This is a genomic window from Viridibacillus sp. NPDC096237 (assembly GCF_050278625.1).
Lineage (GTDB): Bacteria > Bacillota > Bacilli > Bacillales_A > Planococcaceae > Viridibacillus.
On record NZ_JBNNTI010000001.1, the window covers coordinates 379,712 to 391,499 of the forward strand.

Genomic DNA, 11,788 nt, shown 5'->3' on the forward strand with positions numbered 1-11,788 from the left:
CCCTGCCCTTCTTAGCCTACAAGTTCTACAATTTTTCTTGCACCATCAGCCATTGAATCTGCTGTAACGATATTAATACCCGATTCATTTAACAATGCTTTACCAAGTTCAACATTCGTACCTTCCAAGCGAACAACTAATGGTACATTTAAGCCAACCTCTTTGGCCGCTGTAATAACACCTTCTGCGATAATATCACATTTCATGATACCCCCGAAAATGTTAACGAATATACCTTTTACACTTGCATCAGAAAGAATGATTTTGAAGGCTTCTGTTACTTTTTCAGCAGTTGCACCGCCCCCAACGTCCAGGAAGTTTGCGGGTGATCCGCCATAATAACTAATGGTGTCCATTGTAGCCATAGCAAGTCCAGCACCATTGACCATACAACCAATGCTACCCTCTAATGAAATATAGCTTAAATCATATTTTGAAGCTTCAATTTCCTTTGGATCTTCTTCTTCGAAATCTCGTAATTCAACAACATCCTTATGGCGATATAAAGCGTTTCCATCGAAGTTGAACTTTGCATCTAACGCCACTACATTACCATCACCTGTCACGACAAGTGGGTTGATTTCTAAAATAGATGCATCTTTTTCAGTAAATGCTTTGTAAATTCCAAGCATAAGTGATGCAGCTTTATTTATTAATTTGTCTGGAATATTCATATTAAACGCAAGACGACGTGCTTGGAAACCTGTTAGTCCAATAGCTGGATCAACTACTTCTTTGAAAATTTTCTCAGGGGTTGCTTCAGCAACCTCTTCAATGTCCATTCCGCCCTCTTCAGATCCCATCAAAGTAATTCTAGAAGTTGCACGATCAACTACAAAGCCTAAGTAGTACTCTTTTTTAATATCAGAGCCTTCTTCTATGTAGAGGCGCTTTACTTCTTTACCTTCTGGACCAGTTTGGTGAGTGACCAGGATTTTACCTAATAATTCTTTCGAATACGAACGTACCTCGTCCAAATTTTTGGCAATTTTAACGCCACCTGCTTTACCTCTTCCACCTGCATGGATCTGTGCTTTAACAACTACTACACTTGTACTTAATTCTTTTGCTACTTTTACAGCTTCCTCTGGTGAAAACGCTACTCGGCCATTTGGAACTGACACCCCGTATTGTCTTAGAATTTCCTTTCCTTGGTACTCATGGATATTCATCTAACTTCCTCCTATCAAAATCCCATAGAGTTTTACTACTACATAACCATTGTATATAATCTGATCCTCTATGTCTACATTCTTGTTATTTCGACTTTCCGCTTTAATTATCCGCAAATATGCTCGAAATATACATGTACCAACGGATTTAATGCGACTAATATCGACTTTTTTTGACTATTATTTAGAATTTTCATAATTTTTATCTAAATGATAAATAAACGCAAATACCTCAGCAACCGCCTGATAAAGTTCCTCAGGAATCGACTCATTTAAATCTAGCTGTCCCAATAATTGGACAAGGGTTGGATCTTCTTGAATAGGAATATCATTATCTTTTGCCTGTTCTAAAATATTTTCTGCTATTTTCCCTTTACCCTTCGCAATCACTTTTGGGGCTTCAAACCCATTTGGATTAAAGGAAAGAGCAACAGCTTCTTTGCGTTCATGTGACTGTTTTTCTTCAATCATATGCGAATATCAACTCCCCCGTTATCATCCTTTGAGTTTTTTGCAGTTAGCGTTGATTTCATCGGTTGATTTTCTGCGAATTTTTTCATAAAGACACCAGATAATTGATAATCATGAGATAATAATCCTTTTTTTAACGCATTTTTAAGAGGCTCTGCTAATTCTTTCAACTGATTTTTCTCGTTATAAATAGTTACTGTGACGACGCGACTCTGAACCTGCATATCAATTACCGTTTCTTGTAGAGAATTCAATTGCAAATAGAATAAAACCCTCGCATAATCTGCGTCAATTTTACCATCGTCCTTCATACGGCCATTCCATTGTAACGTGGCATCTGTTTTACGCCCAAAAAACTCCAAAGGAATTTGCATGATTATTTGATGTTGTGGTCCATTTTCTCCAGATAAGTATTGCATTCCATTCATACGCGCAACAATTTGCTCAGCCACAGCTTTTGTAGTATCTGAAGCTGATGGATCTTGTAGTAATGATAATAACTGCGGTTTCAATTGCCCAGCAAGCTGCTGAATATCCGCTGTTTTATTAAGTAATTTTGCTTCATAGCTTAATCCTAGATGTTGCAAAGTTTGTTTCATAGCTGATTCTAAAGCTTTACTATCTATTGCATTATGAACATTCTGCTCAGCTTGTGATACTAATTGCTGAATGAAAGGCTCTGCTGATTTACTTGCGATTTGTGTTAATTCTCTAAGTTTCATATCATCCGTTGCATTAGCCACATTCATTAATGTCATTAAATGTTGTTTGGCTGTTATATTTTGTTCATCGGTTTTGAAGGGCTGTTGCTCAGCTATTTGGCTAAATACTTTCATAAGTTGACCATGTAATTCCTTAACTAAGACTTGCATAGATTGCTGTGTACTATTTGCAAGGGTATTAATAAGCGCTTCTTTCTGTGGTGCTGACATTAAACTTTGTGATTCAATTGATCCTTTTAGCTGTGCAATGAACTCTGGCATGTCCTTTTGACTACCAGGCTGAATATTTTGCAGTAATTGCGTCGTAGAAGGTTCTGTAAAGTGTGTTTGACTCATTCTCCCTAATTGTCCCTGAACATCCTTCACAAGCGTTTGTAACGTCTGCTGTGAAGTTTGACCAGCATTGAATTTAGTCAAAATCTGTTGCAGTTCTGCTTTTTGTGTATCTGTCAAATTATCATTTTTCGTAATGGCAGTTTGTAATTGCTGAATTAGTACCACTGCTTCTTTTGGTGTTGCCATTTGTATTTGTTGTAATAATTGTCCTAGTGAGTTGAAATTTGATACAGATGGCCCTTGCATAGCATTAGTCGTCCAGTTAAAAATATTGGCGTTTTTCGGTAATATACCCACTTCTTTTAGCATTTGGATTAAAATGTTCTTATCAGTCGGTGATGCATTTGCGTCTGTTAGAGATTGAATAATTTTCGCTAAAATTGCACCACCTGTTTCAGTTTCAAATGGTTTAGCTAGCAATTGAAGTTGTTGTAGCAATTTCTCACGAACAGCTGGCGATAAAGATGTATCCTGTTGTAATAGTTGCCGTAAAGCATCTAACGTTTGAGTGAAACCTTCTTTCATCCCACCTTGTATTAGCGCTTGGAATGTGTCTTGTTGCATAGGCATTTTTAAGTCAATTATTTTTTGCAAGGCTTGTAAGGCATCTTTCATCGTAATACCCGCAGGTAATTGTTTTACTAACTGTTCTGCTTGCGTTAGCTGTTCTTTAGACATCGGTACGTTTTCTTTTAAGAAATAGGCAGCAATTTGTTGCATTTCGGATGTTTTCGGAAGTTGCATAGAATCTAATAATTGATTAATTTGTTGTGTTAATGTACCTGTTTGATTGATTGGGCCAGATACGACTTTCAGTTGTAAGTCCGGCTCTATGCCAGTGACTTGAAAATAATGTGCATTGCCAGCTTGCATTGGCACTTCTAACTTTGCCATAAAACGATGCCCACCCAACTGTACCTCTGCTTGGTTGTCAGGAAAAAGCTGTTTAATCGTGCCGTGAAATACTTGACCTTGTTTTAAGGCCACTGGCTGTTGTGTATTTATACTTTGATTTTGTTGCATTTGTATGGACGAAAACGAAGTATAAGCCAATACTCTTCACCCTTTCTCAAGAATCATTGATTTGATTGGTTCAAATGTTGTTCTATGAATGTCTGTAGGTCCAAATTCACGTAAAGCTTCTAGATGTTGTTTTGTACCGTAACCCGCATGTTGCGCAAAACCGTATTGCGGGTATTTAGCATCCATTTCTTCCATGTAGTAATCACGTGCAGTTTTCGCCAATATAGAAGCAGCTGCGATAGCTAAGCTTTTAGCATCACCTTTAATGATGGAATCTTGAGGAATATCAATTGGCAAAGTCATTGCATCTGCTAAAACAAAATCAGGTTTCACTTGTAGCGTTTCTATAGAGGCCTTCATGGACTGTTTTGTCGCTTCGTAAATATTGAGGTTATCAATTACTTCTGCAGACTGAAAATGAATAGAAGTCGTGATAGCACATTCCATAATTTTCGCAATAAATGACTCTCTTGTTTCTTTCGATAACTGTTTGGAATCATTTAATCCAACAAGCTCTGGGCAATCATTTGGTAAAATAACCGCTGCGGTAACAACAGGACCCGCTAATGGACCCCTACCTGCTTCATCTGTACCTGCAATATAGGCAGATGGATGAGTACGATAAGAGTTATCAAATTGTAGTTTCTCTTGATGCTCGGCTAATAGTTTGTCTAGCTTCGCTTTTTTTCTAAGCCATTGTTGCCACACTTTTTGTACACCCAAGCGTTCATCCGCTTCTACCTCCGCCATCCAAGATTGGTATTGCTGCTCATTATTTAATACTTCTTTAATGTCTTTTATTGTTTTCAAAACTAGAACTCCCTTTTGTATCTATTTATACTATCGGCACTATTGCTAAAAAATCTAGAAAAAAACCTTTTTCACCATAAGGTAAAAAAGGTTCTTTTTTATTCTTCGATTATATCTTCTACAAAGTCGAATGTCAGCTTACCTAATTGCTGATTACGAATATCTCGTACAATTAGTTCAGCAACTTGGTCGTAGTCAATTTCACCGCCTGTTGTATATACTCTACGTAATTGACCGATATGATTATATGTCTCTACAAGATCTTCGCTGACTTCTGAAAATTTATAACGCTCTTCCATACGACCTTTATAATGCTTACTCAAGAAGTTTAACCCGTATACAGCTAGGTCGTCCATATTTGTAATGGTATCTTTGATAGCACCAGTTAAGGCAAGCTTATAGCCTACTTCTTGATCTTCGAATTTCGGCCATAGAATTCCTGGTGTATCTAATAGTTCAAGTTCTTTGCCAAATTTAATCCACTGTTGCGATTTTGTTACACCAGGTGTATTGCCTGTTTTAGCAATATTCTTTTTGGCAAGTCGATTAATCAATGTCGATTTCCCTACGTTCGGTATACCCACAATCATCGCACGAATTGCACGTGGTTTCATACCTTTTGAGCGCATACGATCCCATTTCTCAGCTAATAACTCTTGTGCAGCTTTTGTTACTTTGTTAAGTCCCTTACCATCTAATGAATTAATAGCTACAGCACGGTGCCCTTTTGATTCAAAATAATCTATCCATTTACGTGTTTGAACTTCATCAGCCATATCCGCTTTGTTCAAAATAAGTAAACGTGTTTTTTGATGAATTACTTCATCTAGCATTGGATTTCTTGAAGATAATGGCAAGCGTGCATCAATCAATTCAAAAATAATATCAACCAATTTCAGTTTTTCAGTTACTTCACGACGAGCCTTCGCCATATGTCCCGGAAACCATTGAATGGTCATTTGTTTCACTCCTATTCGTTATTTCACGGTACCAATTTGATCATAAGGCCAAAAAACAATACTTGTTTTACCGATAATTTCATCTACTGATACAACCCCAATGACACGACTATCTTTACTATAACGACGATTATCTCCCATTACAAAAACATAACCATCTGGAATTTTATCCAGCTGTTCGATATCCGCAAGTGTAAAGTCTTCAGTTAATGTACCTTCATCTGTAAGTTCATCTTTATATTGTTGTAAGTAAGGCTCCGCAATTGCCTTGCCATTGATATAAAGCTGATCATTTTTATATTTTAGCTGATCTCCTGGTAAACCAATAATACGTTTAATATAATCTTTCTTTTCCGGTGCGTGGAATACAACTATATCAAAACGGTGCAAGTCACCGATTTTATAGCCAATCTTATTTACAATCATGCGGTCGCCATTTTCAAGGGTTGGCATCATAGAGTCGCCATCTACTACAATAGGAGTGAATAAAAAATAACGGATAATTGCAGCTAATGCAAAAGCAATGACTAATGCCTTTGTCCATTCCCATAACTCATTTTTCTCTTTTTTTGTTTTTTCCATTTCGATGTCCCCCTTGACTATTCTGTTCTTATTGTACAAGGATTTATCATTTCAAGCAAAAAGAAAGAGAGCTTGTAAAACAAGCTCTCTCTTCGGCAAAAAAATGTATTATCGAATTTCTTTAATACGAGCCGCTTTACCGCGTAAGTTACGTAGGTAGTATAATTTAGCGCGACGTACTTTACCGCGACGTACTACTTGTAAGTTAGCGATTTTTGGAGTGTTAACTGGGAACGTACGCTCAACACCTACGCCGTAAGAAATTTTACGAACTGTGAAAGTTTCGCTAATACCGCCACCACGACGTTTAATAACTACTCCTTCGTATACTTGAATACGTTCGCGAGTTCCTTCGACTACTTTAACGTCGATTTTTACAGTATCTCCAGCGCGGAACGCAGGAATGTCTGTGCGAAGTTGTTCTTTAGTGATTTCTGTAATGATGTTTGACATTATTTTCTCTCCTTAGACAGATGTTCTTGTAACTCTTCTTGATGAAACAGCGGAACACCGTAATTCGGCATTTCTCATAGAAATGCATTTTAAATATTATCATAAATTGCGTTACTGTGCAATAATTATTTACCCGATTTCAATATATTCAAGTATTTTTGTTGCTTTGGATTTAACTCCATTTTATCAAGCAGATCCGGGCGTCTCTCAAACGTTCTTTTAATAGATTGTTGCTCACGCCATTCGTCAATTTTCGCATGGTTACCAGAAAGTAAAACATCCGGTACTCTCATACCACGGAATTCAGCAGGACGAGTATAATGTGGGTGCTCTAGTAAACCGGTTGAAAAAGAATCCAATACTGGTGAATCGTTATTTCCTAAAACTCCAGGCAATAGACGAACGACACTATCAATCACTGTCATCGCCCCCAACTCACCGCCTGTTAAGACATAATCCCCAATAGAAATTTCATCCGTTACAAGATGCTGTCGAATTCGCTCATCATAACCTTCATAATGACCACAAAGGAAGATCAAGTCTTCCTCTTGCGCTAATTCCTCTGCTTTAGCTTGTGTATAGCGTTCTCCTTGTGGACACATCAAAATGATACGCGGCTTTTTACCTTCGCTTACAAGCGCTTCTACGGCGTTAAAAAGGGGTTCCGGCTTTAATATCATACCTGCTCCACCGCCGTACGGATAATCGTCCACTTGGTTGTGCTTGTTAATCGAAAATTCGCGAAAATCTGTTACACCTAACGTAACGGCCCCTTTTTCTTGAGCCTTTTTTAAAATAGAAGAACCAAATACGCCTTCAAACATATTAGGGAATAGCGATAGTACTTGGATATTCATCATGATAACAAACCATCCATGACATGAATGATGATTTTCTTCTCATCAACATCGATTTCTTTAATGACGTCGTCTATTACCGGAATATACTGATCCTTACCATTGACACCTTTTAGTGTCCAAACATCATTGGCACCAGTTTCGAAAATTTCTTTTACTTGTCCAATTTCTGTACCTTCTTCATCAAAAACAGTACAGCCAATGATTTCATGGTAATAGTATTCATCATCTTCTAATTCACTTAGTTGCTTTTCAGATACTTTTAAAATACCGTCACGGAAGTCTTCTACATCATTAATATTTGGATATCCCTCAAATGATAGTAGAATAAAATTTTTATGAGCACGTGCTGATGCGATTGTTAGTCTTAATGGTTTTTTAGAATCTTTTTTAAAAAGTGCAATTTGTTCTCCTACTACATAGCGTTCTTCAGGGAAGTCCGTTTGTGAGATAACACGCACCTCACCTCTTATACCATGTGTATTAACGATTTTACCTACGTTATACCATTCCATCTAAATCACCTCTTTATAAATATGTGAACATCCTTAATACATTATTATAGGATGAATTTGATTTTAATCGTAACAAAAAAGGAAGGAACAAAAGCTCCCTCCTTTTTGACTAATCTAGAATATCGACATATGTCTTCTTCTTATGATGACTGCCCGCTGCTGAATAAACAATTGTACGCATTGCTTTTGCAACACGGCCCTGTTTACCAATTACTTTTCCCATATCACTAGGGTGAACAGAAAGTTTATATACAATTCGATTCGTACTCTCCTCGGTTGTAATATGAACTTCTTCTGGATAATCGACTAAAGGTTTAACGATTGTTTCAATCAGCTGCTTCATGCTGTCACCTCCGATTATTTACTCATTTTTGAGTTATGGAATTTTTCCATAATGCCTTGTGATGAGAACAAGTTACGTACTGTATCAGATGGTTTTGCACCATTTGCTAACCATGCTAATGCTTTTTCTTCATCAATCTTAACTTCTTCTGGAGTAGTTAAAGGATTGAATGTACCAATTGTTTCAATTGAGCGGCCGTCGCGTGGTGCGCGAGCGTCTGCTACTACAATACGATAGAAAGGAGCTTTTTTTGCCCCGATACGTTTTAAGCGAATTTTTACTGCCATTTTAATTGCACCTCCGAATAGTTTCACACAAGATAGTATAATAGCAAGCTTTGGATTGTTTGTAAAGTGTTTTTTCTTAACACACTAATTTTTAGTTTGAAAAATTATTTAAACAATGAATCTAAGCCAGGAAGTTTCATTTTTTTCTTCCCTTTTTGCGTCATACCCGTCATTTGTTTCATCATTTTCTTCATATCTTCAAATTGTTTTAAAAGTCGATTTATTTCTTGAACAGAGCAACCCGACCCTTTTGCAATTCGTTTTTTACGACTTGAGTTGATGATCTCAGGATTCGTTTTTTCAGCTGGAGTCATCGATAGAATAATGGCCTCTATATGACCAATTTGTTTATCATCGATTTTCGCATTTTCTAAGCCTTTAATTTTATTGGCACCTGGAAGCATTTTTAAAATTTCATCCAAAGGTCCCATTTTTTTTACTTGGCTCATTTGATCTAAGAAATCATCGAAAGTAAAGCTCTGTGTTCTGAACTTTTCTTCCATTTCTTTTGCTTTTTCTTCGTCGACGTTCGCTTGCGCTTTCTCAATTAAAGACATCATGTCTCCCATACCAAGAATACGAGAAGCCATACGTTCTGGATGGAATGGCTCTAAAGCATCCATTTTCTCACCCATACCGACAAATTTAATTGGTTTTTCTGTAACAGAGCGGATTGATAAAGCCGCACCACCACGTGTATCCCCATCTAACTTCGTTAGAACAACACCCGTAATACCTACTGCTTCATTGAAGCTATTAGCTACGTTTACAGCATCTTGACCTGTCATAGAATCGACAACTAAGAAGACTTCATCTGGTTCTCTTAATCCGCGAATATCTTTCAACTCTTGCATTAAGTTTTCATCAATATGAAGTCGACCTGCTGTATCAATTAATACGACATCATGATGCTCTTCTTTTGCGTGTTCCAGCGCTTGGCGGACAATATCCACCGGAGATACTTCCGTACCAAGAGCAAATACTGGCAAAGATAACTGATCACCTAATGTTTGCAATTGCTTAATCGCTGCTGGACGATAGACATCCGCTGCTACAAGCAATGGTTTACGATTGTATTTTTTGCGTAAAACATTGGCAACTTTACCAGTAGTTGTTGTTTTACCGGCACCTTGTAAACCTACCATTAAGATAACAGTTGGTGGTTTTTGAGAGAACTTAATAGGACTTTGTTCTCCTCCCATTAATTCTGTCAGTTCATCTTTTACGATTTTAATAACTTGTTGACCGGGTGTTAGACTTTTCATGACGTCTTGACCGATTGCTCGTTCACTAACGCGCTTAATAAAAGATTTTACAACTTTTAAGTTAACGTCCGCTTCTATCAAGGCAAAACGGACTTCACGCATCATTTCTTTAACGTCTTGTTCCGTCACTTTCCCTTTGCCTTTAATCTTCGAAATCGTACCTTGGAGTCGCTCCGCTAATCCTTCAAATGCCATGCATGCCGCCTCCTAATCCCATTGCTTTAACTGTTCAATAAGTTCTAGCCACACAGTTTGCGGGGAACTATTATCAGTAATTTTTTTTGATAGCTCTGCAATTATTTGTTGTCTGTTTTGAAATTTCTCGAATAATCGAAGTTTGTCTTCATATTCTTCAAGCATAGCTTCTGTTCTACGAATATTATCGTAAACTGCTTGACGCGATACTTCATAAGCTTCAGCAATTTCACCAAGTGAATGGTCATCTAGGTAATAAAGTTGCATATAGCTACGTTGTTTATCTGTCAACAATGCTTGATAAAAGTCGAAGAGAAAGTTCATGCGTGTCGTTTTTTCAAGTAGCATAAGAAATCTCTCCCCTGTTTTACACATTCTTTTAGTATCATAAGGAATAATCGGTTTTCTGTCAAGTAAAAATACTTGTCCAAATGCATTTAAACTCTTTTTTATTACAAATATGCATTGACGAAAAATGCATAGCCAAAATAGCTACGCATCCTTCATCTATCTATTTATTGCTCGCTTGATTCTTCTTCTTTTGCTAGCTGTTGATCAAGTGCATCCGCAAATAAACCATATACATAGCGTTCTGTATCAAACGGTTGTAAATCATCCATTTTCTCACCCAAACCAACAAATTTTACTGGAATATGCAATTTGTTACGAATAGCAAGTACTATACCGCCTTTTGCAGTACCGTCTAGTTTTGTTAATACAATACCGGTCACATTTGTTGCTTCTTTAAATGTCTGTGCCTGTACTAGTGCATTTTGACCGGTAGTTGCATCTAGCGCTAATAAAACTTCATGCGGAGCATTCGGAATTTCCCGGGAAATCACACGATGTACCTTTTCTAATTCATTCATTAAATTAACTTTATTTTGCAGTCGTCCGGCTGTATCACAAATAAGGACATCCGCTCCACGGTTTTTGGCTGCACGAATGGCGTCATACATTACTGCAGCAGGATCTGATCCTTCTGCCTGCTTAATAACTTCCACACCGACGCGGTCTCCCCAAACTTGAAGTTGATCTATTGCACCAGCACGGAACGTATCACCCGCTGCAAGTATTACTGATTTCCCTTCTTGTTTTAGGCGATGAGCCAATTTCCCAATTGTCGTTGTTTTACCAACACCATTAACTCCAACAAAAAGAATAACTGTTAACTCACCATCTTGTATATTTAGCTCTATTGATTCTTCATCGTTGGATTCGTAAATTTCAACAAGCTTTTCTGAAATAACAGATTGGATACCAGCCGTATCTTTAATGTTTTGGCGCTGAACTTCAAAGCGTAATTTATCCATTAGCTCCATCACAGTTTCAAAACCAACGTCCGCTTGCAGTAACAAGTCTTCCAACTCTTCAAAAAAATCTTCATCAACAGTACGGTAACGCGCTACTAAATCATTAACTTTTGACGTGAATGAATCACGTGTTTTTTCTAAGCCCGCTTTAAATTTCTCTGTAATTGAAAGTGCTGAGAATCCCCATTTTGTCTTTTTCTCTTCTTGAGGTTCTACGCATTCTACAACTTCAGTAGTTGTTTCTTCAACTGCAGTCAGTTCTCTAGGTTGCAATTTCTCTACCTGAAGAGATTGTTCAGATACTATAGGCTCTTCCACAATTTTAGAAGATTCTACAGATGGAACAGTCGATTCTTGCTCTGTAGTCTCGACTACATCATCAACCTGATTTCCAATTTTTTTTTCTGTCTGTTTTACTTCAATCTCTTCAGGCTTAGTACCCATTAGTTTTTCTTTCATACGCTTTAAAAAGCTCATTGTTATTC

Annotated in this window: 14 protein-coding genes; all 14 read right to left on the reverse strand. The window is 37.4% G+C overall.

The genetic code is table 11. From position 1 onward, the window contains the following. Nucleotides 1-11: 11 nt before the first annotated feature. Entirely contained in the window at nucleotides 12-1,172 is a 1,161-nt protein-coding gene (gene sucC, locus ACQKMD_RS01975; protein ID WP_427748976.1) for an ADP-forming succinate--CoA ligase subunit beta, read from the reverse strand. A gap of 180 nt (nucleotides 1,173-1,352) precedes the next feature. Continuing rightward, nucleotides 1,353-1,643, reverse strand: a complete 291-nt coding sequence (locus ACQKMD_RS01980; RefSeq protein ID WP_427748978.1) for an EscU/YscU/HrcU family type III secretion system export apparatus switch protein — start codon at nucleotides 1,641-1,643, stop codon at nucleotides 1,353-1,355. Next, complete coding sequence (locus tag ACQKMD_RS01985) at nucleotides 1,640-3,754, reverse strand: hypothetical protein (RefSeq protein ID WP_427748980.1); 2,115 nt, start codon at nucleotides 3,752-3,754, stop codon at nucleotides 1,640-1,642. The genes ACQKMD_RS01980 and ACQKMD_RS01985 overlap by 4 nt, the downstream gene beginning before the upstream one ends. 6 nt (nucleotides 3,755-3,760) lie before the next feature. Then, nucleotides 3,761-4,534 carry a ribonuclease HII gene (locus ACQKMD_RS01990; RefSeq protein ID WP_427748982.1) on the reverse strand — a complete coding sequence of 258 codons (774 nt, stop codon included), beginning with the start codon at nucleotides 4,532-4,534 and terminating at the stop codon, nucleotides 3,761-3,763. Between the two features lie 98 nt (nucleotides 4,535-4,632). Then, nucleotides 4,633-5,493: a ribosome biogenesis GTPase YlqF gene (gene ylqF / locus ACQKMD_RS01995; RefSeq protein WP_427748983.1), complete on the reverse strand. Its 861-nt coding sequence runs from the start codon at nucleotides 5,491-5,493 to the stop codon at nucleotides 4,633-4,635. A gap of 18 nt (nucleotides 5,494-5,511) precedes the next feature. Beyond that, on the reverse strand, nucleotides 5,512-6,075 hold the full coding sequence (gene lepB / locus ACQKMD_RS02000; protein WP_427748985.1) for a signal peptidase I: 564 nt from the start codon (nucleotides 6,073-6,075) through the stop codon (nucleotides 5,512-5,514). Between the two features lie 108 nt (nucleotides 6,076-6,183). After that, nucleotides 6,184-6,528: a 50S ribosomal protein L19 gene (rplS, locus tag ACQKMD_RS02005; protein WP_038184017.1), complete on the reverse strand. Its 345-nt coding sequence runs from the start codon at nucleotides 6,526-6,528 to the stop codon at nucleotides 6,184-6,186. Nucleotides 6,529-6,653: 125 nt separating this feature from the next. Further along, on the reverse strand, nucleotides 6,654-7,385 hold the full coding sequence (gene trmD, locus ACQKMD_RS02010) for a tRNA (guanosine(37)-N1)-methyltransferase TrmD (protein ID WP_427749307.1): 732 nt from the start codon (nucleotides 7,383-7,385) through the stop codon (nucleotides 6,654-6,656). Further along, nucleotides 7,385-7,900, reverse strand: coding sequence for a ribosome maturation factor RimM (gene rimM, locus ACQKMD_RS02015; RefSeq protein ID WP_427748986.1), 516 nt, complete (start codon nucleotides 7,898-7,900; stop codon nucleotides 7,385-7,387). The genes trmD and rimM overlap by 1 nt, the downstream gene beginning before the upstream one ends. Before the next feature lie 109 nt (nucleotides 7,901-8,009). Then, nucleotides 8,010-8,243, reverse strand: coding sequence for a KH domain-containing protein (locus ACQKMD_RS02020; RefSeq protein WP_427748988.1), 234 nt, complete (start codon nucleotides 8,241-8,243; stop codon nucleotides 8,010-8,012). A 14-nt stretch (nucleotides 8,244-8,257) separates the two neighbouring features. Further along, a complete protein-coding gene (rpsP, locus tag ACQKMD_RS02025; protein ID WP_427748989.1) occupies nucleotides 8,258-8,530 on the reverse strand; it encodes a 30S ribosomal protein S16 in 273 nt (90 codons plus the stop codon). Between the two features lie 104 nt (nucleotides 8,531-8,634). Continuing rightward, complete coding sequence (ffh, locus tag ACQKMD_RS02030; RefSeq protein WP_427748991.1) at nucleotides 8,635-9,990, reverse strand: signal recognition particle protein; 1,356 nt, start codon at nucleotides 9,988-9,990, stop codon at nucleotides 8,635-8,637. Between the two features lie 12 nt (nucleotides 9,991-10,002). Next, nucleotides 10,003-10,338, reverse strand: a complete 336-nt coding sequence (locus tag ACQKMD_RS02035; RefSeq protein WP_427748993.1) for a putative DNA-binding protein — start codon at nucleotides 10,336-10,338, stop codon at nucleotides 10,003-10,005. A 167-nt stretch (nucleotides 10,339-10,505) separates the two neighbouring features. Next, nucleotides 10,506-11,780: a signal recognition particle-docking protein FtsY gene (ftsY, locus tag ACQKMD_RS02040; protein WP_427748995.1), complete on the reverse strand. Its 1,275-nt coding sequence runs from the start codon at nucleotides 11,778-11,780 to the stop codon at nucleotides 10,506-10,508. Between the last annotated feature and the right edge of the window lie 8 nt (nucleotides 11,781-11,788).